The sequence below is a fragment of the Rothia koreensis genome, assembly GCF_052232265.1.
In the GTDB taxonomy this organism is placed as follows: Bacteria; Actinomycetota; Actinomycetes; order Actinomycetales; family Micrococcaceae; genus Rothia; species Rothia koreensis.
Window position 1 is genome coordinate 1,029,299 of record NZ_CP197643.1, and the last position, 26,120, is coordinate 1,055,418.

Genomic DNA, 26,120 nt, shown 5'->3' on the forward strand with positions numbered 1-26,120 from the left:
GCGGCCCGTATGTGCCTAAGCTGTAAGGGTGAGTTCTGTGGCTATGGCCTTCATGTGGGGTCTTATCGGTTTGGCGCTCGGCGTGGTGAGTCACTTCGCCCTGCGCAGGAGCGATCGTCAGCGCGCCGAATGGGCCGTTGTGGACGAGCCCACCATCAACGACGGCGCGGCCCAGGTGCTGGCCGTCGTCGGGCAGGCGTACGTTCTGGTCGACGCCGTCGACGGGGTCGTGCGGGCATCCCAGGGTTCATATGCCTACGGACTCGTCAGAGGCCACAGCGTGGCGCAGTCGGAACTGTTGGACCTGATCAGACAGGTTCGTCGGGACGGCGTCATCGTCGAGAAGACCGTGGAAATATCCCGCGGGCCGATGGGGCGCGGCGTTCTCGTGCTCAATGTGCGCATTGCCCCCGTGGCCGACGAATACATCCTTATGCTGGCCGACGACCGGACCGAGATCACGCGGGCTCAGGCCATTCGTACGGATTTCGTCGCCAATGTTTCTCACGAACTGAAGACTCCGGTGGGGGCGGTCCGCCTGCTGGCCGAAGCCATCGAAGGCTCGTCGGAGGATCCGGAAGCGGTGCGGCACTTCACCCGGCGGCTTCACAAGGAGTCGGCTCGTCTGACGGCCCTCGTGCACGACATCATCGAACTCTCGAGGTTGCAGGGAACCGACATCGTCCAGAAGGGGACGATCATCGACCTCAACCAGCTGGTGCACGAGGCAGCGGACCGCAACAAGCTGGCCGCTGAGAACAAGAACATATCGATCCGTGTCGGCGGCGCGGCCACACGTCCGGTCCACGGGGACCCGGAATTGCTGATGACTGCGCTGCGCAACCTGATCGACAACGCGATCCGGTATTCGCCGGAGAACACCAGGATCGGCGTCGGCATCAAATCCAAGAAGGGCACAGCGCTGGTCTCGGTCAAGGACCAGGGGCCCGGGATTCCGAATGACGAGCAGGACCGGATCTTTGAGCGGTTCTATCGCGTCGACGCCGCGCGTTCGCGCCAGACCGGTGGGACCGGTCTGGGACTGTCCATCGTGAAGCACGTGATGGCACAGCACGGTGGCGAGATTTCCTTGTGGTCGACGCCGGGACAAGGATCCACTTTCACGGTGAGCCTTCCCGAATTGGACGAAGCCACCGAAAAAGACCTTCGGGACAGCGAATCGGAACCGGCACCGATTCGGGACCAGGAACCCGTCTCCATCACGGCGGTGGACGACGCCCCCGCGGGGTCCGCGGAGAAGAGCAGACCGGCTGGATCCGGTCGTGACGAGGAGGATACTCAAGCATGACTCGACTCTTGGTAATCGAGGACGAGGAGGCTCTCAGCGAGCCGCTGGCGTTCTTGTTGGGACGTGAAGGGTTCGAGGTCACGGTGATCGACAACGGTCTGGATGCGGTTGCGGAGTTCGATCGAGCCGGCGCGGACCTCGTTCTGCTGGACCTGATGCTTCCGGGGCAGTCAGGAACAGAGGTCTGCAAACAGCTGCGGCAACGATCCAATGTCCCGATCATCATGCTGACCGCGAAGGACACGGAGATCGACAAGGTACTCGGCCTGGAGCTCGGCGCGGACGACTATGTGACGAAACCGTATTCGTCCCGAGAACTCGTGGCCCGCGTGCGTGCCGTGCTGAGACGGCAGACGGAGACCGAGGAGCTCGTGACGTCGACCGTTGAAGGCGGCCCGGTCCGGATGGACATAGAGCGCCACGTGGTGAGCGTCAACGGATCGCAGAAGTCCATGCCGCTCAAGGAGTTCGAACTGCTCGAAATGTTGCTGAGGAATGCGGGGCGCGTGCTGACCCGAGGGCAGCTCATCGACCGCGTGTGGGGAAGCGACTATGTGGGGGACACCAAAACACTGGACGTCCATATCAAACGACTCCGGTCCAAGATCGAGCCGGACCCCTCGCACCCGAGGTACTTGGTGACGGTCCGCGGGCTCGGCTACAAATTCGAGCCCTAGGCCGGACCCTTGGCCGAAATGCGCGAAGGCTCCCTGCCGATGATTCGGCAGGGAGCCTTCGTGCATGTGTCTCAGTCGCCTGGCTCGCATCCGGCGAAGTGAGCCCGGTTCTCGGGGCCGCAGGAGTCGGAAGTCGAGGAAGCCTAGCTGGGCGAGGAACCGTTCGAGGGCTGAGTGTCCGCCAGGTTGGGCATGTACTGCTGGTATTCGTCCAGGGTTCCGTCGAGTACGGGAACATTGGACGTGGTGCTCTGGGGCCCGACGGAGAGCTTGGTGTCTTCCAGGGTTTCGCCCGGGACCTTGCCCACGGGCTTGAGGAGAGTCTCCTGCTTCTCGAGCTGGACCTTGCCGTCGGCCGGAACCTTGACGGAGGCCGTGGCGTCACCGGTGTCGATGGTGACGTTCATTTCCTTGTCCGAGGAATTGATGATCGTACCCAGCAACCGCCCGGCGGAGTTCTTGTCCTTGGCGATCACCATCAGGTTGCGGAATTCCGCATCGGCCACGTTCGCGTGGACGCCGTCCGAAGCCGCGTAGTGGATCGTGGTGGGCTGTTCGTGAATGTAGCCGCAACCGGCGGTGGCGGACAGAACCGCGACTGCGATGGCTGCGGTTGCTCCAGCGCGCTTGACGTTCTGGCGACCGAAAGACTTCACGTCTCACTCCTTGTGTGGTGATGCGAGGATCGAGCGGCGCCCTTGTCTGAAGCGTCGCGGACTCATTCCCTGGTCAGTTTAGCGTGTTTTGTGGACGCTTCGTCTGCAACGGCTCCCGTGGCGATCGTCCCGATCTCCGGCAGGCCGGTGCACGGGTCCCGTATCCCCGAATTCTCGCTCCGAGCGATCCACAACGGGTGGCGAATACCTCATGTTTTCCTGCACTTCATTGTAGGAAACTCATCGGCCCCTGGTGTAAATGGGCCGTGGTAAACTGGGTAGGCTGAAAGGGGTTCATCCATATGCTTTTTGAGGTTGGCGAAACCGTCGTTTACCCTCACCACGGCGCTGCGACGATCGAAGAGATCAAGACTCGCATGGTCAAGGGCGAAGAAAAAATGTATCTCAAGCTCCAGGTCGCCCAGGGGGATCTGACGATTGAGGTTCCGGCGGACAACGTCGACATGGTGGGCGTGAGGGACGTCGTTGATGAGAACGGCCTCCAGGAGGTCATCAACGTACTCCAGGCCGAGGATGTCGAAGAGGCCAGCAACTGGTCCCGCAGGTTCAAAGCGAACTCGGAGAAGTTGGCTTCGGGGGACGTCCTCAAGGTCGCCGAGGTCGTCCGCGATCTCTGGCGGCGCGAACAGGTCAAAGGTCTTTCCGCGGGGGAGAAGCGCATGCTGTCCAAGGCACGGCAGATTCTCTCGTCCGAGGTGGCACTCGCGAGAGACATTGACGAGGAAGCCGCGGAGACGGAGCTCGACAAGATCCTGGAGCACTGAATTCGTCCACCGGGCGCCCGGCTCGCCGGGACCGCCTGGGCCGCGGCGTCATTGAAGACGACGATCGCGCGTTCCTCCGTCCGGGAGGGACGCGCTTTTGTTGTTTGAGGTGTCCTTCGTGCGCGGGGCGCCGACCGGGCCGTCGAACTGTCCGAGGGGACAGGACCGTGCGCCACGGAGTGCGGGGCCCGGCGGTTGGACGTCGTCGCTGGACATCGCCGCTAGAATTGCCCCGTGAGCTTGCGTTTTTACAGTACAGATACTGCCACTGTCCGAGATTTCGAACCGGTGAATCCCGGGGAAGCCCGCCTCTATTACTGCGGAGCGACCGTCCAGGGGATGCCGCACATCGGGCACATCAGGTCTGCTCTCGTTTTCGACCAGCTCAGCAACTGGCTGCGCTATCGCGGCTACAAGGTCACCACCGTCCGCAACGTGACCGATATCGATGACAAGATCTTGGCCAATTCTGCGGCCAGTTTCGAGCAGGGGTACTGCGGAAATTACCCCGAGGAGGAATGGTGGGCCCTGGCCTATCGGTTCGAACGCATTTTCTCCTCGGCCTACGACACTTTGGGCATCAAGGCCCCGACGTATGAGCCGCGGGCGACTGGCCATATCACCGAGATGTTCGGACTCATCCAGCGGTTGATCGACAGGGGGCACGCCTACCCGGCCCTGGACGATTCCGGAGACGTCTATTTCGACGTGAGGTCTTGGGGCCCGTACGGGTCACTGACCCGGCAGAACATTGACGACATGCAGGCTGCGCCCGACGCCGATCCCCGAGGCAAACGGGACCCGCGTGACTTCGCGTTGTGGAAGGGGCACAAAGAGGGAGAGCCGCAGACGGCGTCGTGGGATTCCCCGTGGGGACGGGGTCGTCCGGGGTGGCACCTGGAGTGCTCGGCCATGGCGGGGAAATACCTGGGTGAGCGTTTCGACATCCATGGTGGGGGGCTTGATCTGCGGTTCCCGCACCACGAGAACGAACTCGCCCAATCCACCGCGGCCGGCTTCGGCTTTGCGAATTACTGGTTGCACAACGGTCTCGTGACCTACGAGGGCGACAAGATGTCCAAGTCCATCGGCAATACCGTTTCGCCGGAGGAGATGCTCGAGACCGCACGTCCCCTTGTTGTGAGGTACTACCTTGGTCAGGCTCACTACAGGTCCGTGCTCGATTACCGTCCGACGTCCCTCGACGAAGCGCGGGTCGCGGTGGAACGCGTCGAGTCCTTCCTGGCGAACTCCGGGGGAGGTGCCCCGGGCGGGGAGATGCCGGAGGCCTTCGGCCAGGCCATGGACGACGACCTCAACATCCCGCAGGCCCTCGCGGTCCTGCACGATCGCGTGAAGGCGGGAAATTCGGCGCTGTCGGCGGGGAAGACCGACGACGTCGAGCTCGAAGCACATGCGGTCAGGGCAATGACGGACGTCTTGGGGCTGACATCTTTGATGGATTTCGGGCCCCGAAATGGATCCGGCGCGGAGCGATCCGCGCTCGATTCCCTGATCAGAACCCTCCTGGCCCAACGGGCCGATGCGCGCGCTGCGAAGGACTGGGCGCGCGCCGACCAAATCCGTGACGAACTCACCGCAGCCGGAATCACTGTGAAAGATTCCGGCGACGGCTCGACTTGGTCGGTCTGAGACCGGACCGAGTACAGAAAGGCAAACCATGGCTGACAACAATCGCCCCGGAGCCATCCGGAAGAAGAAGCGTGCCCCGCTCAAGGGGACGGGCGGCCACGGCCGTAGGTCCCTGGAGGGCAAGGGCCCCACCCCGAAGGCCGAGGACCGGCCGTACCACAAGGCCTACAAGACCAAGAAGGCCGCCGCCCGGAATCAGCAGCGTGGCGCGCAGCCGCGCCAGCAGCGACTGGGCGGAAAGCGGACCAGCGAAGAGCTCGTGACGGGCCGCAACGCTGTACTGGAAGCTTTGCGTACGGACATTCCTGCGAAGCACATCTATGTGATGGCCAATATCGAACAGGACGATCGGGTCAAGGAAATTCTTGCGACCGTGGCGCATCGGGACATCCCTGCCCTGGAGATCACGAGGAGCGAGATCGACCGTCTGACGGAAGGCGCAGTCCACCAGGGGCTTGCCCTGCAGATTCCGCCGTACAAATATCCCGACGCCGGCGACCTGACCTCGACGATCTTGGAGAAGTGGCACGCCGGGGAGATGGCCCAGCCGCCGCTCTTCGTCGCGCTGGACGGAATCACAGATCCCAGGAACCTTGGCGCGATCATCAGGAGCGTGTCCGCGTTCTCGGGCCATGCGGTGATTGTGCCTGAGCGTCGGGCCGCCGGCGTGACTGCTTCCGCGTGGAAGACAAGCGCGGGTGCGGTCTCACGTGTTCCGGTGGCCAAGGCAACCAACCTCAACCGGACGATCGGCCAGCTCAAGGACCAGGGAGTCTTCGTGGTCGGGCTCGACGGCGACGGCGACGTGGAGTTGCCCGACCTCGAGTTGGCGACGGAACCCTTGTGCGTGGTCGTGGGATCCGAGGGCAAGGGGCTTTCACGTCTCACGGCGGAGAAGTGCGACCAGGTCGTCTCCATCCCCATCGATTCCGCGATGGAATCCCTCAATGCTTCCCTCGCTGCAGGCATCGCGCTCTACGAGGTTTCGCGCCTTCGCCGAAGCGTCGGCGGGGACTGACCTGTGCCCTTCCGGGCCGCTCCAGCAGGAGTGACCCATCCCACGGCTTCCCGAGTTGCGGGGTTCCGTGGGCGTCTGTAAAGTAATGCGAGTTGCCACGGCGACCTGGTCACGACCGGGGAGTGGCGACAAACCTCCACTAAGATCTCAGGATCAACGAGTTGCGTCGTCAGGAACGACCAGCTAAGCTGGTGGATTGTCGCTCTGAAGAGCAATCAGCTCGAAGAGGTGGCAGGAAGAGTGAACAAGGCGGAAACGTCAAGTTGACTCGCCGGAGGACAGCCGGTAAACTTGTTCAGGCAACCGCGGGAGCGGACATCATACCAGGTGAAAGTTCCTAGTACAGGTTTGTTGTTTGAGAACTCAATAGTGTGCTTTGTTTGAATGTTGTACCAAGTTTTTTGAATTCTTGTTGGTTTCAACATTGCCTGGCAGGCGTGGTGCTGTCACCTCCGTGATGGTGGCCTGTTGGGGTTTTATTTTGTTGGGCCACGGGTTTTTCTTTTTGTTTTTTAACGGAGAGTTTGATCCTGGCTCAGGACGAACGCTGGCGGCGTGCTTAACACATGCAAGTCGAACGCTGAAGCTGGGTGCTTGCACCTGGTGGATGAGTGGCGAACGGGTGAGTAATACGTGAGTGACCTTCCTTGGACTCTGGGATAAGCCCGGGAAACTGGGTCTAATACCGGATACGACCAGTCCTCGCATGGGGTGCTGGTGGAAAGGGTTTGTACTGGTTCTTGATGGGCTCACGTCCTATCAGCTTGTTGGTGAGGTAATGGCTTACCAAGGCGACGACGGGTAGCCGGCCTGAGAGGGTGACCGGCCACACTGGGACTGAGACACGGCCCAGACTCCTACGGGAGGCAGCAGTGGGGAATATTGCACAATGGGCGCAAGCCTGATGCAGCGACGCCGCGTGGGGGATGACGGCCTTCGGGTTGTAAACCTCTTTCAGCAGGGAAGAAGCGAAAGTGACGGTACCTGCAGAAGAAGCGCCGGCTAACTACGTGCCAGCAGCCGCGGTAATACGTAGGGCGCAAGCGTTGTCCGGAATTATTGGGCGTAAAGAGCTCGTAGGCGGTTTGTCGCGTCTGCTGTGAAAGCCCGGGGCTCAACCCCGGGTGTGCAGTGGGTACGGGCAGGCTGGAGTGCAGTAGGGGAGACTGGAATTCCTGGTGTAGCGGTGAAATGCGCAGATATCAGGAGGAACACCGATGGCGAAGGCAGGTCTCTGGGCTGTTACTGACGCTGAGGAGCGAAAGCATGGGGAGCGAACAGGATTAGATACCCTGGTAGTCCATGCCGTAAACGTTGGGCACTAGGTGTGGGGGACATTCCACGTTTTCCGCGCCGTAGCTAACGCATTAAGTGCCCCGCCTGGGGAGTACGGCCGCAAGGCTAAAACTCAAAGGAATTGACGGGGGCCCGCACAAGCGGCGGAGCATGCGGATTAATTCGATGCAACGCGAAGAACCTTACCAAGGCTTGACATACACCGGATCGCAGCAGAGATGTTGTTTCCCTTCGGGGCTGGTGTACAGGTGGTGCATGGTTGTCGTCAGCTCGTGTCGTGAGATGTTGGGTTAAGTCCCGCAACGAGCGCAACCCTCGTTCTATGTTGCCAGCACGTTGTGGTGGGGACTCATAGGAGACTGCCGGGGTCAACTCGGAGGAAGGTGGGGATGACGTCAAATCATCATGCCCCTTATGTCTTGGGCTTCACGCATGCTACAATGGCCGGTACAATGGGTTGCGATACTGTGAGGTGGAGCTAATCCCAAAAAGCCGGTCTCAGTTCGGATTGGGGTCTGCAACTCGACCCCATGAAGTCGGAGTCGCTAGTAATCGCAGATCAGCAACGCTGCGGTGAATACGTTCCCGGGCCTTGTACACACCGCCCGTCAAGTCACGAAAGTTGGTAACACCCGAAGCCGATGGCCCAACCCTTGTGGGGGGAGTCGTCGAAGGTGGGACTGGCGATTGGGACTAAGTCGTAACAAGGTAGCCGTACCGGAAGGTGCGGCTGGATCACCTCCTTTCTAAGGAGCTCAACTTTTGGTTGGCCATGTCCGTGCACGAGTGTTGTGCGGGTGGTTTGCTCATGGGTGGAATGCGATATTCAGTGGTTGCATGGTGGCATCGTTGTGGTGTTGTTGTGTGGCTGGGCAGAGTGCACTGTTGGGTTTTGAGGCAATGAGCCGTGTGGTTGTTGTCTTGGTGCCTGTGCGCCGTGCTGGGTGCCTCCTGGTTGGGGGTGTTTGGTGTGGTGTGATGGGTTGTTGTTTGAGAACTATATAGTGGACGCGAGCATCTTGGGGTTCCTGCCTGTTGTGGGTGGGTTCCCTGGTGATTGTTTATGTGAATGCCTTTGTGGTGATCATTTGTGTGTAAATCGTTAAGGGCGCACGGTGGATGCCTGGGCACAAGAAGCCGATGAAGGACGTGTGAATCTGCGATAAGCCTCGGGGAGTCGATAACTGGGCTGTGATCCGAGGGTGTCCGAATGGGGAAACCCCGCTGCTTGTCAAGGGCAGTGACCCGCACCTGAATGTATAGGGTGTGTGGAGGGAACGGGGGGAAGTGAAACATCTCAGTACCCTCAGGAAGAGAAAATAATAATGATTCTGTTAGTAGTGGCGAGCGAACGCGGATGAGGCTAAACCTGTGGTGTGTGATACCGGCAAGGGGTTGCATCACGGGTGTTGTGGGGCGCACTTTTACTGGTTCTTGTCTGGCTGGTGGTGTGCAGTGTTGTGGTAGGCGAATCATCTGGGATGGTGGACCGGAGTGGGTGAGAGTCCCGTAGTCGAAACCATGGTACTGGCATTGTGTGTGTTCCCGAGTAGCACGGGGCTCGTGGAATCTCGTGTGAATCTGCCAGGACCACCTGGTAAGCCTGAATACTTTCTTGTGACCGATAGTGTATCAGTACCGTGAGGGAATGGTGAAAAGTACCCCGTGAGGGGAGTGAAATAGTACCTGAAACCGTGTGCCTACAAGCCGTCAGAGCATCGTTGTGGTGTGATGGCGTGCCTTTTGAAGAATGAGCCTGCGAGTTAGTGCTGTGTCGCGAGGTTAACCCGTGTGGGGTAGTCGTAGCGAAAGCGAGTCTGAAGAGGGCGTATCAGTGGCACGGTCTAGACCCGAAGCGGAGTGATCTACCCATGGCCAGGTTGAAGCGTGTGTAAGAGCGCGTGGAGGACCGAACCCACTTCAGTTGAAAATGGAGGGGATGAGCTGTGGGTAGGGGTGAAAGGCCAATCAAACTCTGTGATAGCTGGTTCTCCCCGAAATGCATTTAGGTGCAGCGTCGTGTGTTGCTTGTCTGAGGTAGAGCTACTGGTTGGCTGATGGGCCTTTACGGGTTACTGACGTCAGCCAAACTCCGAATGCGGGCAAGTGTAAGCGCGGCAGTGAGACAGTGGGGGATAAGCTTCATTGTCGAGAGGGAAACAGCCCAGATCATCGACTAAGGCCCCTAAGCGTGTGCTAAGTGGGAAAGGATGTGGAGTTGCTGAGACAACCAGGAGGTTGGCTTAGAAGCAGCCATCCTTGAAAGAGTGCGTAATAGCTCACTGGTCAAGTGATTCTGCGCCGATAATGTAGCGGGGCTCAAGCACACCGCCGAAGTCGTGACAATACCGTTGTGGTGTTGGGTAGGGGAGCGTCGTGTACTGCGGTGAAGCTGTCGTGTGAACGTATGGTGGAGTGTACGCGAGTGAGAATGCAGGCATGAGTAGCGAATGATGCGTGGGAAACGTATCCGCCGAATGATCAAGGGTTCCAGGGTCAAGCTAATCTTCCCTGGGTTAGTCGGGGCCTAAGGCGAGGCCGACAGGCGTAGTCGATGGATAACGGGTTGATATTCCCGTACCGACGAAGGACCGTCCATACCAAGCCGGTGATACTAACCGTCCGGGTCGTGCTGTGTGCTTCCTTGTGGAGTGCTGGTGCGTGCCTGCACGGGACCTGATCCGGGGCGGTAAACGCATTAACGGGTGTGACGCAGGAAGGTAGCCGGGCCACGCGGTGGTTGTCGTGGTCTAAGCATGTAGGGTTGGTCGTTGTTAAATGCGCGGCCTGTGTGCCTGAGATGTGATGGGACCCCTTATTGTGGGGGGATCCGGTGATCCTATGCTGTCGAGAAAAGCATCGGCGTGAGGTTCTAGTTGCCCGTACCCTAAACCGACACAGGTGATCAGGTAGAGAATACTAAGGCGTTCGAGAGAATCATGGTTAAGGAACTCGGCAAAATGCCCCCGTAACTTCGGGAGAAGGGGGACCTTGAGCGTGAGCTGCCCGTGCGGTGGTGAGCGTGTAGGGGTCGCAGAGACCAGGGGGAAGCGACTGTTTATCAAAAACACAGGTCCGTGCGAAGTCGCAAGACGATGTATACGGACTGACTCCTGCCCGGTGCTGGAAGGTTAAGAGGACTCGTTAGGCCCCTTTTTTTGGGGGTCGAAGCGGAGAATTTAAGCCCCAGTAAACGGCGGTGGTAACTATAACCATCCTAAGGTAGCGAAATTCCTTGTCGGGTAAGTTCCGACCTGCACGAATGGAGTAACGACTTCCCTGCTGTCTCAACCATGAACTCGGCGAAATTGCAGTACGAGTAAAGATGCTCGTTTCGCGCAGCAGGACGGAAAGACCCCGTGACCTTTACTATAGTTTGGTATTGGTGTTCGGTGTGGCTTGTGTAGGATAGGTGGGAGATTGTGAAGCTACGGCGCTAGTCGTGGTGGAGTCGTTGTTGAAATACCACTCTGGTCATATTGGATGTCTAACCTCGGCCCATGATCTGGGTCAGGGACAGTGCCTGATGGGTAGTTTAACTGGGGCGGTTGCCTCCTAAAGAGTAACGGAGGCGCCCAAAGGTTCCCTCAGCCTGGTTGGCAATCAGGTGTTGAGTGCAAGTGCACAAGGGAGCTTGACTGTGAGACTGGCAGGTCGAGCAGGGACGAAAGTCGGGACTAGTGATCCGGCGGTTCATTGTGGAATGGCCGTCGCTCAACGGATAAAAGGTACCTCGGGGATAACAGGCTGATCTTGCCCAAGAGTTCATATCGACGGCATGGTTTGGCACCTCGATGTCGGCTCGTCGCATCCTGGGGCTGGAGTTGGTCCCAAGGGTTGGGCTGTTCGCCCATTAAAGCGGCACGCGAGCTGGGTTCAGAACGTCGTGAGACAGTTCGGTCCCTATCCGCTGCGTGCGTTGGAGAATTGTGGAGGCCTGTCCTTAGTACGAGAGGACCGGGACGGACGAACCTCTGGTATGTCAGTTGTACCGCCAGGTGCATGGCTGATTGGCTACGTTCGGGAAAGATAACCGCTGAAGGCATCTAAGCGGGAAGCTTGCTTCGAGATGAGTTCTCCTTGCCCCTTTTGTGGGTGTGAGGCTCCCTGTAGATGACGGGGTTGATAGGCCGGGTATGGAAGCCAGGACTGAAGACTGGTGGAGTTGACCGGTACTAATAGGCCGAAGGTTTATACACAATACACTCCCCGCTTTGTGGTGGGGCTGTTGGGTGGTTGCTGCGAGGGTTTGTAGATGATTGTTGTGTGTTCGTGTTCACTGTATGGTTTTGAAACAACAACCTGTTGTGGGTGTGTTGTTTGATTGGTTTTCACCATGCCAGTCCCGCGTGTTGTGTGGGTTGGTGTGTGTGGTTGGTTTTTTCGGTGGTTATGGCAAGAGGGGTACACCCGGTCTCATTCCGAACCCGGTAGTTAAGGCTCTTAGCGCTGATGGTACTGCACCCGGAAGGTGTGTGGGAGAGTAGGTCGCCGCCGAAAATATTCTTTGGGGGAGTGCGTACGTGCGCGAGGGGTTTTTGCTCCTTGTGTGTGTGCTCACTCCCCCCTTTTTTGTTTAACCCCCGGTGTGTGGGTGTCGGTGCGGGTCGGTGGGGTGATCACACCCCACGCCGCTCTCCGGTCCCTGTGGCCCATAGATAAACCCCCGGCCCCTTCCAAGGGGCCGGGGCTTTACTCGGTTAACGGAGGGACCCGTCGTCGGCTGGTTCAGTCGGTGGCGTTCGCGTCATGCCAGTCTGCCTGAGCAGAGTGCTTACGGCGAAGGTGGGCCAGGCGAGCGAGGGCATGGGACATCGCTTCGGGCCCCGTGACTCGCAGGCGTGCCACGGAATCCGCCCTTCCGACCTTGATACCGAGGTCGTCCGGGCCGAGGACGGCCAGGGCGTGTTCATCCGTGAGGTCGTCACCCGCAAAGATGGACACGTCCGCCTGGACGACATCTCTGACGGTCTTCATGGCGTCACCCTTGTTCACCTCGAGCACCGCGCATTCGACGACGTACTGGCCTGGGGACAACATGACTCCCGGAATCCGTTTGAGCGTCTGCACGGCGTCCGCCTCGGCGGCCTGAGCTGCCTCGTCGTCGTCCATGGTCCTCGTATGGAATCCCACGCCGGCCGGTTTGTGTTCTATTTCAGAGCCGGGATGGCGTCGGACCAGATCTTCTACGGCCTGGGTTGCCTGCTCGAGCGCCGCGCGTTGGTCGTCGCTCAGTCGCAGGCCGGGAGACTCCTCACCGGCAACAGACAAATCGAATTCGGCGCCGTGCGACCCGGCAAGCAACATCTTGCGCCTGGGATCGGCCACTTCGCGGAGGAAGTCCAACGGGCGTCCGGAGATGAGCGCGACCGAGGTATTCGGGAGATCCGCCAGAGAGTCCAGGGCGTTCTCCGACAGCGGCAGGGCCCGCGCCTCCTCCGGGTCGGTCGTGAATGGGGCCAGCGTTCCGTCGAAGTCCATCGCAACCAGCAGGTTGTCCACACTTGCTGCACGTTGGAGCTCCTCCTCCACGGCCGGGGTGGGGAAGGGGCCGTGGCCACGATCCATGTGGCCCACCGCGGGCAGCTCGTCCGTGGACGGCTCCGGACCCAGATTGTCTTCTCGTGTCTTGGACAGGTCCTCCAGGAACCGCGTCGACCAGTCCTCGACGTCGTGCGCGAAAATCTGCTCCCTCATGCCCTTCATGCGATCCTGTTGTTCTTCGATCGTCATGTTCTTGGCATAGAGCAGGGCTTCCTTGAACCCGTCGATGTCGTGCGGGTTGATCTGTATCGCGTCCGGAAGCTGCTCGGCAGCGCCCGTGAACTCGGAAAGTACCAGGGCGCCGGTGTGATCCAGGTGGCTCACCACGAACTCCTTCGCGACCAGGTTCATGCCGTCACGCAGGGACGAGACCACCAGGACGTCGCTGGCCAGGTACAGAGCGATCATCTCTTCGAACGGGTAGCCATGGTGCAGGTACCTGATCGCGGTGTGGGACATCGTGTCGAATTGGCCGTTGAGTCTTCCGACCATGCCCTCGATCTGTTCTCGCAGCTCTATGTACGAGGCGACCCGCTCGCGGGAGGGGCTCGCCACCTGGATCATCGCCGAGCTCTCCACGGTGAGGTCACCGTCATTCAAAAGTTCCCCATAAGCCTTCAGGCGGTGGCGAATGCCTTTGGTGTAGTCCAACCGGTCCACGCCCAAGTAGATGGTCTTCGGGTTGCCGAGTTCTTCCCGGATCTGACGTGCGCGCCTCTTCGTCGAGGCCAGGGAAGCCATTTCCGTCACGGCTTCCACATCGATCGAAATGGGGTATGACGTCGCCCGAGCAATCCATGTGGGGAGGTCGCGATTGAGTCGTTCCTTGCGGGCGCGACGTCGGGATGTCACGTTCGGCATGGCATTGGTGTAGGCCCGGCGGAACCGTTCGTTCTCTTCGTCCTCATGCTGCTCCTGAGGCGTCTGCGTGACCTCGGCCCGTTCGCCGTCGAACTGGACGCCCAGGATCTGGTCGCAGCACCTCCGGAAATTCTGGGCGTCTCCGGGACGCTGGAAGCCGAGCAGGTCCGCGCCCAGCAGCCCGGTGAGGACCTGCTTGCGCCACGGGAGCTGCGCGAAGATTTCCAACGGCGGGAACGGGATGTGGTCGAAGAACCCGATGGTGAGGTCGGGACGGAGGTGTCGCAACATGGCGGGTACCAGTTGCAACTGGTAGTCCTGGACCCAGACCGTGGCATTGCGGGAGGCGCTGCGTGCCGCCGATTCCGCGAAACGACGGTTCACAGCGCGGTATGTGTCCCACCACGTACGGTGGAACTCGGGTGGGGCGATCACGTCGTGGTACAGCGGCCAAATGGTCGCGTTGGAAAAGCCCTCGTAGTAACGGCGGACCTCGCCCTCCGAGAGCCCGACCGGCACGAGATGGAATACATCATGGTCGAAGGGTTCGAGCTCTTCGTCGGCGGCACCGTGCCAGCCGACCCAAGCACCGGAATGACTCGACATGACGGGGGCCAGGGCGCTGACCAGCCCACCCGGAGAGCGCCTCCACGTGGACTCACCGGCCTCGTCTACTGTTCGGTCCACGGGCAGCCTGTTGGCCACGACGACGAAGTCGTAGTCGCCCACGGGGCCTTCTTCGGAAGCAACGCGATCCTGCGTCAGATCTTCACTCGGATTCATGGTTTCTCCCTTCAACCAACCTGTACCAAGCCTATCCGCAGTTGGCGGCAGAGGAAGGAGCGTTCTCCGAGGAATTCGTTGACCGGCTATTCAGCAAATTCGGCTAGGCTATTCGCGACTGCAAGTACCGTCCAACTCGAACAGGGAGCATATCGTGGCATCTTCCACTTCGCCGCGCAGCAGCGAGGCGAGAGAAAAGGCGCGCCAGATCGCCGCAAAGCAGAGCAAAGGGGCCGGCAAGAAGTCCCGTCTCTGGTGGCAGATCGGCGTGGTCGTCGTGCTGGTGCTCATCATCGGCATCATTGCTGCGGTCTACACGCACAACAAGAAGAGTGAAATCCCGGATGCCGGTCCGGTGCCCGCCAGCGCGAACCAGTACGGCGGAATCGTGTTGACGAAGGACGGTATCAAGAAGGACACCTCGGACGTCGACGAGCGGGATGTCAACGACGTCAAGAAGTCCTCCGAGTCCGCCCCGCCGGATGACGAGTCCAACGGCAAGGAGACCACCCTGCCCCTGGGCATGACCACGTCCGAGGACTCCAAGAAGAACGGTGAACCGGCGAGGGTGACCACGTTCCAGGATTACAACTGCGTCCACTGCGCCGAGTTCGAAAAGGCCAACGGGGACGAGATCAAGCAGAAGGTTCTCAACGGAGACATCACCCTGGAAATCCGTAACCTGAACTTCCTCGACCAGGAGACAAGCACGGAGTACTCCTCGCATGCCGCGGCGGCCGCCTACTCCGTGGCCGACCAGGTCTCGCCCGAGAAATTCCTCGATTGGCAGCAGGAAATGTTCTCCCACCAGGGGCAGGGAGGCATGAGCAACAAGGAGATCGCCAAGATTGCGGACAAGTATGGTGCCGACATCAAGGACGATCTGGACAACAACAAGTACAGGCCCATGGTCAACGTCTTGGTTGCCGAGTCGAAGAAGAACGACGTGCAAGGCACCCCGACCACTTATGTGGACGGAAGAAAGTTCACGGGACAGAGCTTCCCCGACTTCCTCAACGGCATCATCAAGGACAAATCGGGTCAGTGATCCATGCCTGGGGCGCAGCCTGTGAGGCACGATGCCGGTCGACGGAGTCGTGCCTCACACGCGGCCCGGCGGGTTTGGGATAGTCCTGGGCGCCAGGTAATCTGATCAAGCGCCTCGGCGCCTGCCTCCTTAGCTCAGATGGCCAGAGCATCTGTCTTGTAAACAGAGGGTCGCCGGTTCGAATCCGGCAGGGGGCTCCAACGTCCCCGGAATATCAACGAAGTAGCATTGATATTCCGGGGATTTTTCTGTTTAAGACCCGGACGGGGCTACTATGGGGCTACTTTCAGACGGGGCCATGGCTGCGACCACGGCAGAGAAATCGACCATCTCCGCCCGCTCGACGTAGTATCGTCGAGTAATTTCCGGGGACGAATGACCCAGCTGATCCGCCGCAGCGGCCATGCCTTCAGCGCGTTCGATAAGAGTCGCGACAGCCTTCCGATAGTGGGCGAAAGACACGTGTGCCCACTTCTCGCCACGGGCAGATCTCCAGAGCCTGCGCATGTTCGAGTCCTGGAAATAGGTTCCTGCTCGCGTCGCGAAGACCGGGCCGCTCTTGTCTGCGGTGCGCATGTATCGCAATCGCAGGACTTGGACGGTGAACTCTGGGATCTTGAACCATCGAATAGACGTTGTCGTCTTCGCGGTCTCCTGCCGGGTGACTCCAGCTTCGGTGTAAACGATCGTGCCGGTGATGCGAATCGTGCCATTTTCCAAATCCACGTCTTCCCACCGGAGGGCCAGTACTTCGCCAGGACGGCACCCAGTGCCCGTAAGCACGTCCAGAAAGTCCAGCATCAATGTTGCGTTGCGTGGTGGGCCGGGGGCACGGACTGTCCCCCAGGCTCGTACGTTGTCCCGGATCTCTTGGATTTGTTCGGGGGACAACGCCGTAACGGATTTTTGCGGGTTCTTATTCATCTTCGCCGCGTCAACTGAGTTGTGTGTGACGGCGCCGTCCAGGACGCACATGGTCATGATCTGCGACAGGGCGACCTTGCAGTGTTTGGCGGTGGTCGTGCCACCCACGGTCTTGTCGCCTATTTTGCGGGGCTTCGCGACAACGGACAGGAACTCTTGGACCTGGGAAGGGGTTATCTCCCGTAGCAAGAGTGCGCCAATGAGCGGCGTGATGTGGGTTTTGACCACGTTCTTGTAGATGCGTTTGGTCGCGTACTTGCGGTCGGATGATTCGACTTGGTCTAACCACTTCTTGGCGGCCACGTGTAGTTTCGTGGAGCCGTTGAGTGTCTTCGCCTGCGGTGGGGTTCGACTGGTGTGGCGGGCTATGAGCAGTGTTCGGGCTTTCGCCCGGGTGGGGGCGGTGGCTTTCATGCGTCGTCTGATGCCGTCTTTGTCGCGGGTGTATGCGACGGCCTGCCAGTGTCCGTTGGGGAGACGATCTATGCGGATGGTGCCAAGACCCCCAAGAGGCAGTGGTTCACGCGGCATGTGTTTTTTCCTTGAGGTGTGTGGTGATGACCCAGGGGAGTACGTCGTATGCACGGCACCATTCGGCCATGTCGGTGATCCCGGCTGTGATGGTGGGGTCTGTGTTTTTCATGAGTCGTTGGGTGGCGATGCGGTCGCGGCGAGTTTCACGTTTCGCGTGCCAAACCGGGTCTGTCGTGGGTTCGTCGCCGTATTCGTGATGGACGATTTCGTGGGCGAGGGTGCAGCGTTTGCCGCGTGTGGTGAGGGTGGCGCGGATGATGATGGTTAGGCAGTCGTGGAGGTATATCCCGTTCCGTCCTGGTCCGGGGTCCCCGTAGACCACTCGAAGGCCGAGTTGGTGGGCGTGGTCTTCGGGGTTGTACATCTTTTACTCCTCTGGAACGTCGTCTTGTTTCTCCTGGGCGGCGAGGCAGTAGCCGTCCTGTTCCAAATTTGTATGTCTTGCGACTGACAACTTAAGGACTTCGTCTTCGTAAGCCTGGGTGGCTCGGCCCATGAGGTCGTTGATATTGACACCCAGCGCTTGGCAGATCATCTCTACGTCGTTGAGAGTTAGCTCCTTGTTCGCCTGGCTGATCCTCTCGTTGAGGTAATTGCGGCTACGGTCCACGAGTTTGGACAGGTTGAAGGACGTCATGCCTCGATGTTCGAGTTCCTTGCGCACTTCCGCTCGCACGTGGAGAGAGAAACTGGCTGGTGCTGTGATGGCGCGTCGTGTGTTCATGCGGCAAGACTACCCCAGGGTTTCCGGTGTTTCCTCAATTGCGCAAAGAAATTTCCGGGCACAGTTGACAAAATTCCTCAAATGAGGAACGCTTGGTTTTGTCCGAAGGGAGGTAGCGATGAGCTACAAGGAACAGGTCGCGGCGAATGTCCGTGCAGAAGCAGAACGTTACAGAGTGCCCGTCGTGGATATGGCAGAGGCGCTTGGGATTGGGGCGACGGCCATGTATGCCCGTCTGAGCGGGGTCGTACCAATCAAGTTGGATGAGATACCGGAGCTTGCCCGGATGATCGGGGTGCCGGTGGAGATGCTGAATAAGTATGACGCCGAGGAAGTGGCTGCGGCATGATCTGCGCGCATGAAGGCAAAAAGAAAGCCGCCCGAGCAGGGGCGGCAATCAGTGAAAGGAGTTCTGTCGTGGAACTTTTCAAGTATCAGGATACACCAGTCCGAACGATCATGGAGGGCGGAGAGCCCTGGTTCGTCGCATCCGATGTCGCGAAGATCCTCGGGTACGCGAATGCCTCAGCTACTGTTGCACAGCATGTCGATTTGGAAGATGCCCGCAGGGCAACCCTCGCGATTCACGAGGGTTCCCGCGAGGTTTCACGTGAGCGCACGCTGGTCAACGAATCGGGCATTTACGCTCTGACATTTGGTTCGCACCTTTCCGAAGCTCGGAAGTTCCGCCGCTGGGTTACAAGTGAGGTTCTTCCTACGATCCGTAAGACGGGTTCGTATGGAGGCACCCTAGTGCTGACTGGTCCCGAGCTGATGGCGAGGGCGTTGCTTGAGGCGCAGTCCACGCTGGAGGCGAAGGACGCGAAGATCGCGGAGCTTGCTCCGAAGGCTGATGTGTTCGATGAGTTGTTGACTGCGGATGGTTCGTATCTGGTTGGGGACGCGGCGAAGATTCTTTCCCGTGCGGGTATTGAGACTGGGCAGAAGCGGCTTTTTCAGAAGCTTGACGAGTTGGGGTGGACTTCTAAGCCGTTTGGGCGGTCACGGCGTGCGACTCAGCGTGCTGTGGAGCAGAGGTTGATTGTGGTGAAACCTGTGACGTATTGGGATGCGAAGCGTGAGGAGCGTGTGCTTGGTGACCCGCAGGTGAGGGTTACGGTGAAGGGGCTGTATAAGCTTCGGGATTTGATGTTGTACCCGTTGGAGTTGACAGCATGATCGCTGCGCTCGATCCGAAGACGAGGCTCACTACACCGGAGGCGGCGGAGTACATGGGTCTCGAGGTGAAGACACTGCATAACTATCGTTCTGCTGGGACCGGCCCGGCATGCATCCGTGTAGGCCGTTGTTACCAGTACCGCGTTGAGGATATCGAGAAGTACCTTGACCGGAACCGCGTCGAACCGATTCGATAACAGGCTCATCGCATTTGAGGGTGTAGGTGGTTCCTGAAGCCGCCGGTGTCGAGCAGCGATCGGGCTATGTAGTTCGTGAGGTTCCGGAATCCGAGGGCGGAGCCGCGGAGGTGTTCCAGGCGCCCGTTGATCGCCTCTGTTGGCCCGTTGGACGTGCCGGGCCGGTCGAAGAACGCGAGGATGTCGGCGGCGCGCTGCTTGAGCGTGCGGCCGAGCTTGCGGACCTCCACGAGCGCGGCGGGGACGCCGCTGGAGACGGAATCGATGACGGCTGTCATCAGCTTCTTCGCCGTCTTCCGATCGGGTTCGCGGTAGGCAGCGATCACGCGCTGGTAGATGCCCCAGGTCGCCTCGACCTCGACGTGCTCGGAGACCGCGAACAGTGCCTCGAGACGGGTCTGCTGCCGGTCAGTGAGCAGCTGCGCGCCGGTGTGGAGGATGCGGCGGGCCTTGTAGAGCGGATCGTTTTTGCGGCCCCGCCGGCCGTGCAGGCACTGCTGGACGCGACGACGGCAGGTGTCGAGGGCGTCGCCGGCGAGGCGGACGACGTGGAACGGGTCCATCACCGCCTGCGCGTCCGGGAGCTCCTCGCTGACGGCGGTCTTGAAGCCGGTGAACCCGTCCATCGCGACGACCTCGACACCATCGCGCCAGTCCTGCGGGCGTGCGGCGAGCCAGGTCTTGAACACGGCTTTCGAGCGACCCTCGATCATGTCCAGCAGACGGGCGGGGCCGGTCTTGTCGCGGTTCGGGGTGAGGTCGATGATGACGGTGACGTACTTGTCGCCGACTCTCGTGTGGCGCCAGACGTGCTCGTCGACGCCGATCACGGCGACGCCGTCGAACCGGGCGGGATCGTCGATCAGCACTCGACGCCCTTCAGCGAGGACCGCGTTGTTCGCCGTGTGCCAACCGACACCGAGTCCGGCGGCGACGCGGGCGACGGTGAGGTGGTCGATCACGAGCGCTTCCAACGCCCACCGCATCCCGCTACGGGACAGCTTGGCTCGCTCGGGCGCCGCTGCCGTGAGGTCCTCACGCCAGGACCGTCCGCATCCCGAGCACTTGTAGCGGCGGACCCGGACCAGCAGCGTCGTCGGGCGATGACCGAACGGCTCGTGGGCGAGACGCCGCGTGTCCGTCCCGCGCGAGAGCGCCTGGCTACCGCATCCCCGGCACCACGGATCCGGCTCGGCGACGCGGCACTCGATCACCGCGCGATCCGGCTCAAAAAGCTGACCGGTGGCCACGAGGCCGAGCTCGTCGAGATGGCAGAACACGGTCAGATCAGGGGTCGCGAAGGTAGCGTGGTGCACGTCGAGGTCTTCCGGCAGATGGTCAGTGTGAGAACTTCCATCATCGGAAGGCCTCGACCCTCATCCGGCGACCGACGCGCTCAGCCACCTACCCCCTCAACTGCGAAGAGCCCGATAACAGGCGCAAATTCAAAACCCCTGAAATTTTCTGGGGAGGACTCTACCCAAATTCGCCTTGCTGTTCGCGGCTTGGCTTGCTCATAGGAGAGAACTATGCGCGCTGATATGAGCGCTTTCTTAGCTGGTGTGGACCGGTCGGATACGAAGAACACGATCAAAGAAGTGTTTTTGGCGAACGCTGAAGGGTTGCGTCTGGAGTTGTCCCGGTCGAGGGCTGCCCTGCTGGCGGATAAGTACAAGCGGGGCCGGTTAGATAGGTATGACCCGGACCTTGTGAGGGTGTTGGATCATGCGGACCCGACTGGTGAGCAGGCAGTTGAGAATGTCCTGTTCCGGGCTGCGTAGAGCAATCTGTTCCACTGGCGGGGGCCGCGGAGTGTGTGGTGCCCGCCTGCCAACATAAGGCGGGCACCGTGTGGAGGTGTTGCAAGACCGCAAAATCCCCACGAGCCGAAGTTTAGCAGGTTTTGTGAGGCCACCCCTCCAGTATATGGGGGACAGAGGTGGCCTCGTGCGGGGTCGTCGGAAGAAAACCCCGCAGACCAGGATGCTAGCATAACGCCGCCTAGAACGGCAGGGGAGGAGGGGGCGTGATTGGTGTTCAGGCTGTCGCGGTCATCGTGCAGTTGGGGATGCTGGTGTTCCAACTGTGGTTGTGGCATGAGACAAAACAGTCGGAGAAGCGGAACGCCACGTACTACTCGAGGTACTACTCATCGGGGAAAGAAACCAATTTGTGAGTTTTGGCGCTGGCTTCCGGGCCGTCCAGAACGTTTTGGTTCGGGCGGCGTAGGTGAGGCCGCCCCGGTTTTCAGGTGTGCCTGACTATCTGGTAGTTGGGCTCCGGGGCGGCCTCCCTGCGGGGGTCAGCGAGTCCCCGCACGATAAAACGCTAGCACAACGCCACCATGCTAGCCGAGGTCTTTATGGTCTAGTAGCTCCCAAGCATTGTCGAAAGTGATGCTTGCGCCGATATCGGCCCGCTCTTGTAGCTGTTGTTTCTGCCGATAGAACCGTGCGTTCTCTTTGTCGTTGATGGCCCCGAATGGTGTGTGGAAATGGACTGGGACTCCCAAGGGGATTGTCCAGGTGTTTGCGCCGTCTGGTCCGAGGATGGTGAACAAGACTGGTTGGGGGACTGGGCTGTTGACGAATGCCCGATACATCTCTTCCAAAGCTCCTAGGGTGCCAGCCGGCATGTCTAGCTTCAGGGGGTTCGCCGCGGTCGGATCGATTGTGAGCGTAGCGAGTTTGCGCACTGGTTTCCCGTTCGTTAGTGAGGTCCACGGTTGTGGCGATTTGATGCTACCGAGGGTAGGGGGCCAACCTGTGTGTTTTCAGTGGGTCTGGGCATGAAGAAGGCCGCCCCCTTAGCGAGAACAGTCAGAGCTGGGGGCGGCCTCTTGCGGATATCTGCAGGAATTCCGCGATACGAAATGCTACCAGGTTTTTTGGGTGAGGCCGCCCCGGTTTTCAGGTGTGCCTGACTATCTGGTAGTTGGGCTCCGGGGCGGTCTCGTGCGGGAGGGGTCTGAGAGCCGGTGTGACTGAAAAGTACCTGGATTATAGGTGTGGGTCGCCTGTACCTGTGTGGTCGGGTTGGGCGGCCGGGCCGGTATCTGCAGGGCTCCCGCGAGGCTAAACAGTAGCACAACGCCGCGTACGGCGGCAGGAGAGAAGCGGCATCTCTAATTCGAGGGGTGCCACAGAAGATCAACCAAGGAGAGGGACGTAATGACTCTGTTTAAACGCAGACAGAAAACCACTGATCTCTTGAGTCTCATCCTCAGTGAGGTCCGAGGACTCAGAGTCTCCATAGACGAACTGAACCGGAACACCAGGAGTAAAAAGAAGTACCACTTTCCCGGTGGAGCCATGGTTGGCTTCGACCTCGAAGAAGCTAAGACCCGCCTCAAGCAGCGCGTGGATTGCGGCTTGGGCTTTTCGGGCGGTGGAATCGTTCATGGTGTAAGCGGTTGTCCCGTAGACGAGGTCGGCCATCGGAGTTCTCCTTCAGGTGTTGGGTTTTCTGATTCTAAGTCGGGTGAGCCGAATGACTAGACCGATGTCTGAGGAGATGACGCCGGAGGAGTATGAGGCGGCTCGTGAGGAGTGGATGCTCCGAGGCGAGGACGTCGTTGAGTCGTTGTCCGCGTCTGGGCAGCCGTTCTCGTTCGACATGGTGCGCCGTGAGCTGCCGGAGGCGTTACACCCGAATCATTATGGGCAGTTGATGAAGCGGCACCGTGTGAAGGCGTTGGTGGATAAGGTACAGGCCCGTCCGTCGAGTATCCCGACTCGTCGTGGCGGGCTTTCTTATGTCTACGTGGGCCGTGGTTGGGATGAGGTCGCATGAGGCCGTATCCGAAGCATGATTCGTGTGATGCGTGTGGGTTGCCTGGGTTGCATCACACGCATGAGACCGACAGTGAGGGTTCGGAAGAGCAATTGTGGGAAGAAAGGACTGGGAAATGATTGAGGAGTACACGCCGGACAGGTCGCGGAATGTTGAGTTGCCGACGTTGGCGGCGGCGGTACCGACGGGTGCGCATTTGAGGTTTTCGGATGGGACGGTGTGGTACTTGGACCGGACGGATCTGCGGTTGTTGATGGACACGTTGGGCTATGCCCTGGAACGGTCCGAGCAGGAGGAGCGGTCGTGTTTTGGTTCGTGATGTTTGTGGTGTGGGCCGGGTTGACCGGTTCCACGTTGTGGTTGGAAGAGTTCAAGCCCTGGAAGAGGATTCCGGGGCTTTTTTCGTACCTGAAAGGAGAAGGTTGTGGAGAGCACGCGTAGGGCGGCACGCAGGAACAACGAGCTGGGGCGGCAGCGCGGTACTGGTTCGCCGGAGAAGAGGTCCCGGTCGGAGGTCTCCTACGGGGAAGAAGTGAACCGGTTGCATCTTGCGCTGTACTTCCGGTCGAGGACAAGACGCCGCCGGGAGGATGCAGCATGAGCGATCCGAAGAAGATTCACGAGGCACTGGCCGATGTCATGGAGGACGTCAGGGCTGTGCGTAAGGGTGACCAGAATACGCACCAGCGGTTCATGTTCCGTGGTGTCGATGCGGTGGTCAACGCGGTAGGCCCGAAGCTGCGTAAGCACGGTGTGGTTGTGATGCCGGTCGAGGTTATCGCTCGGGAGGTGGACCGGGATCAGACGAAGTCCGGGGCGATCAACTACATCACGAGGTTGACGGTCCGGTACCGGTTCACTGGTCCGGCAGGGGATGCTTTAGACGCGGTGGTGGCCGCCGAGAGCATGGATACCCAGGACAAGGGCACAGCGAAGGCGATGTCGGTCGCGTTGCGGACCTGCCTACTCCAAGCACTCTGCCTACCGACCGACGACACGGACCCGGACGCTGAGAGCCATGAGGAATCGGTGAACCCTGAAGACGAGATCCGGTCCCGGATCGAACAGGCGACCGCGCAAGGCCCGGACGCGGTCCAGTCGCTCGGGACGTGGGCCAGGGGCCGCTGGCCTGATTGGGCTTTGGACGAGTTGAGGAAACGACTCGCGACGATGAGGGGGAAGTAATGGATCAGAACATGCCTGCCGTGTTGGTGGCGTACTACATGCAACGCGAATTGAAGAAGTACCTGGACGATCACAAGGGCGATCTCATGCGTGAGCTCAACCCGGGTGATTCGGTCTCTGCCCGGTATGACTTGGATGGGCAAGAGCTGCCGTTGGGTAAGGCCACCAGGACGGAGCCTCGTCCGGCGTGGAAGGTCACCGACAGTGACGCCCTGATGGAGTGGGCCGAGGCGAACATGCCGGATCTGGTGGTGACTCAGAAGGCCCTGGACAAGTCGGGGGTGGATGAGCTGTTGCGGACGGTCAAGCACCAGAACGCGGCGATCACCAGTGAGGGCGAGGTCATTCCCGGGATCGAGTGGGACAACGCGGGCGGCTCATATGTGCGGTTCACTCCGGCGAAGGACATTGCGGAGAAACTGGCGTTGCTCAACCGTGAGGGCCGCCTGGTTGGTCTGACAGGGGAGGTGCTGGGCATTGAACCCACAGTTGAAAGCTGAGTTGGTCCGGTTGTTCAAGAGGGCGGAAGGTCGTTATGGCCCCGCCTTTTTTCATGCTCTGGACGAGGTCGCGGCCTGTCCCGCGTATCGGACTTCTCCTGGTGAGGTAGCGGAGTTGCTGGATACGGAGATCCTCGACGGCGTGGGCCAGTTGTATCGGAAGGAGCGGACGAAGTGATCCAGACCGACATCAACCGGCATTTATTGGAGTGGGACAAGATCGCTCAGGCGTACCGGTCCACGATCAACGCCCACGCCGAAGCCGAGAACACGTACAGGCAGGAGCGGGCGAAGTTCATCATCCGAGCCAAGGACGCCGACCCGAAACTGTCCCAGGCCGGGGCGGAAACCCTGGCCGATGCCGACGACCCGGTGATGACCCTGCGGTTGAAGAAGGAAGCGAAGGCCGGCGAGGTCGAGGCTTACCGTCAGAAACTCTTCTGGTGCAGGGCCAAAGCGGACTCGCTCAGGTCTGACCGTGTGGACGAGCGCGAAGCAAACAAACTCTATTCCCAACACGGAGGTGGCGCGTGATCGCCAAGACCAAACGACTCAAAGTATTCGACCGTGACGGGTGGGCGTGCGTGGCCTGCGGGGCGCAGTCGGAGCTGACACTTCAACATCGCATCAACCGAGGTATGGGCGGAAGCAAACTGTTCGACGGCTACGAGTGTCTGATCGTCCTTTGTGCCCGGTGTAATACCCGCCTCGAGCAGGACGCCGACTTCGCGGAGCTCGGGCGACGTCGTGGGTGGAAGCTGCCCCGGAATCGGCGGGTCTACCCGGCGCATGAGCCCGTGTTCTATCACGGTGATTCTCGGCAGTGGTTGCTCGACCCAGATGGGGAACGACGCCTGGACGAACCCGCATTTTGAAGGCCCGCCATGAGCGGGCCTTTCTCATATCCGTCTTGTCGGGGCTGGCACCTGACATCGAAGAAATGAAAGGAGGAACAACGTGGCACGAATCAGGACAATCAAACCCGAGTTCTGGGACTCACCAAGTCTGCCAGCTGACCCGTGGGCGAGGCTGACGTTCATCGCCCTATGGAACTGGGCGGACGACTACGGAGTGGGGACGTTCAACGAGCGTGAGCTTCTCGGGTTCATTTTCCCGAACGACGATTGGGTGGACTCATGCAAGTTGCATGAGTGGCTCATGAGTGTTGAAAACGCTTTCGATTTGGTGTTCTTCAAGGTGGGTCGACGGGCTTATTACTACATTCCGTCGTGGGATGCGCACCAGACGGTGAATAGACCCTCGAAAAAGCGTAATCCATCCGTTGATGACGCTGACGAGTTCTTTACTCTGGCCCGTGATTCCGGGGGAGTAGCGAAGAATCGTGAGTCACTCACGGAGGGCTCATGCAAAACGGGCTCTTCGCAGTTGAGGGGGTAGGTGGCTGAGCGCGTCGGTCGCCGGATGAGGGTCGAGGCCTTCCGATGATGGAAGTTC

At 59.9% G+C, this 26,120-nt stretch carries 24 protein-coding genes, 1 tRNA gene and 3 rRNA genes; 21 read left to right on the top strand and 7 right to left on the bottom strand.

What is annotated here, in order from left to right; all coding sequences use genetic code 11:
* Nucleotides 1–28 precede the first annotated feature (28 nt).
* Complete coding sequence (locus ACTSLZ_RS04430; RefSeq protein ID WP_129315119.1) at nucleotides 29–1,309, top strand: sensor histidine kinase; 1,281 nt, start codon at nucleotides 29–31, stop codon at nucleotides 1,307–1,309.
* The gene (locus ACTSLZ_RS04435) at nucleotides 1,306–1,986 is read left to right on the top strand and encodes a response regulator transcription factor (protein WP_129315118.1); all 681 of its coding nucleotides are present in this window, start codon (nucleotides 1,306–1,308) and stop codon (nucleotides 1,984–1,986) included. The genes ACTSLZ_RS04430 and ACTSLZ_RS04435 overlap by 4 nt, the downstream gene beginning before the upstream one ends.
* Nucleotides 1,987–2,129: 143 nt before the next feature.
* On the opposite strand, the gene ACTSLZ_RS04440 is transcribed toward ACTSLZ_RS04435, so the two are convergent.
* Nucleotides 2,130–2,642 carry a hypothetical protein gene (locus ACTSLZ_RS04440; RefSeq protein WP_129315117.1) on the bottom strand — a complete coding sequence of 171 codons (513 nt, stop codon included), beginning with the start codon at nucleotides 2,640–2,642 and terminating at the stop codon, nucleotides 2,130–2,132.
* A gap of 302 nt (nucleotides 2,643–2,944) precedes the next feature.
* Between ACTSLZ_RS04440 and ACTSLZ_RS04445 the strand changes: the two genes are divergently transcribed.
* From ACTSLZ_RS04445 to rrf, 6 genes are all read left to right on the top strand, one after another.
* Nucleotides 2,945–3,427: a CarD family transcriptional regulator gene (locus tag ACTSLZ_RS04445; protein ID WP_129315116.1), complete on the top strand. Its 483-nt coding sequence runs from the start codon at nucleotides 2,945–2,947 to the stop codon at nucleotides 3,425–3,427.
* Between the two features lie 234 nt (nucleotides 3,428–3,661).
* Entirely contained in the window at nucleotides 3,662–5,080 is a 1,419-nt protein-coding gene (cysS, locus tag ACTSLZ_RS04450) for a cysteine--tRNA ligase (RefSeq protein WP_443095845.1), read from the top strand.
* Between the two features lie 28 nt (nucleotides 5,081–5,108).
* Nucleotides 5,109–6,098: a 23S rRNA (guanosine(2251)-2'-O)-methyltransferase RlmB gene (gene rlmB, locus ACTSLZ_RS04455; RefSeq protein WP_436595392.1), complete on the top strand. Its 990-nt coding sequence runs from the start codon at nucleotides 5,109–5,111 to the stop codon at nucleotides 6,096–6,098.
* A 512-nt stretch (nucleotides 6,099–6,610) separates the two neighbouring features.
* Nucleotides 6,611–8,140: ribosomal RNA gene (locus ACTSLZ_RS04460) — 16S ribosomal RNA — on the top strand.
* A 346-nt stretch (nucleotides 8,141–8,486) separates the two neighbouring features.
* Nucleotides 8,487–11,593, top strand: a 23S ribosomal RNA gene (locus ACTSLZ_RS04465).
* Between the two features lie 183 nt (nucleotides 11,594–11,776).
* A 5S ribosomal RNA gene (gene rrf / locus ACTSLZ_RS04470) occupies nucleotides 11,777–11,894 on the top strand.
* Together the 16S, 23S and 5S rRNA genes form the textbook arrangement of a ribosomal RNA operon.
* A gap of 228 nt (nucleotides 11,895–12,122) precedes the next feature.
* Here rrf and otsB read toward each other — a convergent pair.
* A complete protein-coding gene (gene otsB, locus ACTSLZ_RS04475; RefSeq protein WP_443095846.1) occupies nucleotides 12,123–14,582 on the bottom strand; it encodes a trehalose-phosphatase in 2,460 nt (819 codons plus the stop codon).
* Nucleotides 14,583–14,736: 154 nt separating this feature from the next.
* Between otsB and ACTSLZ_RS04480 the strand changes: the two genes are divergently transcribed.
* Nucleotides 14,737–15,630, top strand: coding sequence for a DsbA family protein (locus ACTSLZ_RS04480; RefSeq protein ID WP_443095847.1), 894 nt, complete (start codon nucleotides 14,737–14,739; stop codon nucleotides 15,628–15,630).
* Between the two features lie 123 nt (nucleotides 15,631–15,753).
* Nucleotides 15,754–15,830, top strand: a tRNA-Thr gene (locus ACTSLZ_RS04485).
* Between the two features lie 52 nt (nucleotides 15,831–15,882).
* Here ACTSLZ_RS04485 and ACTSLZ_RS04490 read toward each other — a convergent pair.
* From ACTSLZ_RS04490 to ACTSLZ_RS04500, 3 genes are read right to left on the bottom strand one after another with little or no spacing between them, the layout of a single operon-like run.
* Nucleotides 15,883–17,085, bottom strand: coding sequence for a tyrosine-type recombinase/integrase (locus ACTSLZ_RS04490; RefSeq protein WP_443095848.1), 1,203 nt, complete (start codon nucleotides 17,083–17,085; stop codon nucleotides 15,883–15,885).
* Nucleotides 17,075–17,452: an ImmA/IrrE family metallo-endopeptidase gene (locus ACTSLZ_RS04495; protein ID WP_443095849.1), complete on the bottom strand. Its 378-nt coding sequence runs from the start codon at nucleotides 17,450–17,452 to the stop codon at nucleotides 17,075–17,077. The genes ACTSLZ_RS04490 and ACTSLZ_RS04495 overlap by 11 nt, the downstream gene beginning before the upstream one ends.
* 3 nt (nucleotides 17,453–17,455) lie before the next feature.
* Nucleotides 17,456–17,764, bottom strand: a complete 309-nt coding sequence (locus ACTSLZ_RS04500; protein WP_443095850.1) for a helix-turn-helix domain-containing protein — start codon at nucleotides 17,762–17,764, stop codon at nucleotides 17,456–17,458.
* A gap of 166 nt (nucleotides 17,765–17,930) precedes the next feature.
* On the opposite strand from ACTSLZ_RS04500, the gene ACTSLZ_RS04505 reads away from it, so the two are divergent.
* The 3 genes from ACTSLZ_RS04505 to ACTSLZ_RS04515 all read left to right on the top strand — a co-directional run bounded on the left by ACTSLZ_RS04505 (nucleotide 17,931) and on the right by ACTSLZ_RS04515 (nucleotide 19,188).
* Nucleotides 17,931–18,161: a hypothetical protein gene (locus ACTSLZ_RS04505; RefSeq protein ID WP_443095851.1), complete on the top strand. Its 231-nt coding sequence runs from the start codon at nucleotides 17,931–17,933 to the stop codon at nucleotides 18,159–18,161.
* A gap of 68 nt (nucleotides 18,162–18,229) precedes the next feature.
* Nucleotides 18,230–18,991 carry a BRO family protein gene (locus ACTSLZ_RS04510; protein ID WP_443095852.1) on the top strand — a complete coding sequence of 254 codons (762 nt, stop codon included), beginning with the start codon at nucleotides 18,230–18,232 and terminating at the stop codon, nucleotides 18,989–18,991.
* Nucleotides 18,988–19,188: a helix-turn-helix domain-containing protein gene (locus ACTSLZ_RS04515; protein ID WP_443095853.1), complete on the top strand. Its 201-nt coding sequence runs from the start codon at nucleotides 18,988–18,990 to the stop codon at nucleotides 19,186–19,188. Before ACTSLZ_RS04510 ends, ACTSLZ_RS04515 begins: the two co-directional genes overlap by 4 nt.
* 5 nt (nucleotides 19,189–19,193) lie before the next feature.
* Here ACTSLZ_RS04515 and ACTSLZ_RS04520 read toward each other — a convergent pair whose 3' ends face one another.
* On the bottom strand, nucleotides 19,194–20,504 hold the full coding sequence (locus tag ACTSLZ_RS04520) for an ISL3 family transposase (protein WP_179628043.1): 1,311 nt from the start codon (nucleotides 20,502–20,504) through the stop codon (nucleotides 19,194–19,196).
* 710 nt (nucleotides 20,505–21,214) lie between these two features.
* Here ACTSLZ_RS04520 and ACTSLZ_RS04525 point away from each other — a divergent pair.
* Entirely contained in the window at nucleotides 21,215–21,364 is a 150-nt protein-coding gene (locus ACTSLZ_RS04525; protein ID WP_443095854.1) for a hypothetical protein, read from the top strand.
* Between the two features lie 973 nt (nucleotides 21,365–22,337).
* On the opposite strand, the gene ACTSLZ_RS04530 is transcribed toward ACTSLZ_RS04525, so the two are convergent.
* Nucleotides 22,338–22,625 carry a hypothetical protein gene (locus tag ACTSLZ_RS04530; protein ID WP_443094854.1) on the bottom strand — a complete coding sequence of 96 codons (288 nt, stop codon included), beginning with the start codon at nucleotides 22,623–22,625 and terminating at the stop codon, nucleotides 22,338–22,340.
* Between the two features lie 64 nt (nucleotides 22,626–22,689).
* Between ACTSLZ_RS04530 and ACTSLZ_RS04535 the strand changes: the two genes are divergently transcribed.
* The 7 genes from ACTSLZ_RS04535 (at nucleotide 22,690) to ACTSLZ_RS04565 (ending at nucleotide 26,063) form a co-directional block, all read left to right on the top strand.
* Nucleotides 22,690–22,980, top strand: a complete 291-nt coding sequence (locus ACTSLZ_RS04535) for a hypothetical protein (protein WP_443095855.1) — start codon at nucleotides 22,690–22,692, stop codon at nucleotides 22,978–22,980.
* A 115-nt stretch (nucleotides 22,981–23,095) separates the two neighbouring features.
* Complete coding sequence (locus tag ACTSLZ_RS04540; protein WP_443094852.1) at nucleotides 23,096–23,299, top strand: hypothetical protein; 204 nt, start codon at nucleotides 23,096–23,098, stop codon at nucleotides 23,297–23,299.
* A 278-nt stretch (nucleotides 23,300–23,577) separates the two neighbouring features.
* A complete protein-coding gene (locus ACTSLZ_RS04545; RefSeq protein WP_443095856.1) occupies nucleotides 23,578–24,165 on the top strand; it encodes an ERF family protein in 588 nt (195 codons plus the stop codon).
* An 11-nt stretch (nucleotides 24,166–24,176) separates the two neighbouring features.
* A complete protein-coding gene (locus tag ACTSLZ_RS04550; RefSeq protein WP_443095857.1) occupies nucleotides 24,177–24,665 on the top strand; it encodes a hypothetical protein in 489 nt (162 codons plus the stop codon).
* 174 nt (nucleotides 24,666–24,839) lie between these two features.
* Entirely contained in the window at nucleotides 24,840–25,199 is a 360-nt protein-coding gene (locus ACTSLZ_RS04555) for a hypothetical protein (RefSeq protein ID WP_443095858.1), read from the top strand.
* Nucleotides 25,196–25,540: an HNH endonuclease gene (locus ACTSLZ_RS04560; RefSeq protein WP_443095859.1), complete on the top strand. Its 345-nt coding sequence runs from the start codon at nucleotides 25,196–25,198 to the stop codon at nucleotides 25,538–25,540. The genes ACTSLZ_RS04555 and ACTSLZ_RS04560 overlap by 4 nt, the downstream gene beginning before the upstream one ends.
* Nucleotides 25,541–25,622: 82 nt before the next feature.
* Nucleotides 25,623–26,063 carry a hypothetical protein gene (locus tag ACTSLZ_RS04565; protein ID WP_443095860.1) on the top strand — a complete coding sequence of 147 codons (441 nt, stop codon included), beginning with the start codon at nucleotides 25,623–25,625 and terminating at the stop codon, nucleotides 26,061–26,063.
* Nucleotides 26,064–26,120 lie beyond the last annotated feature (57 nt).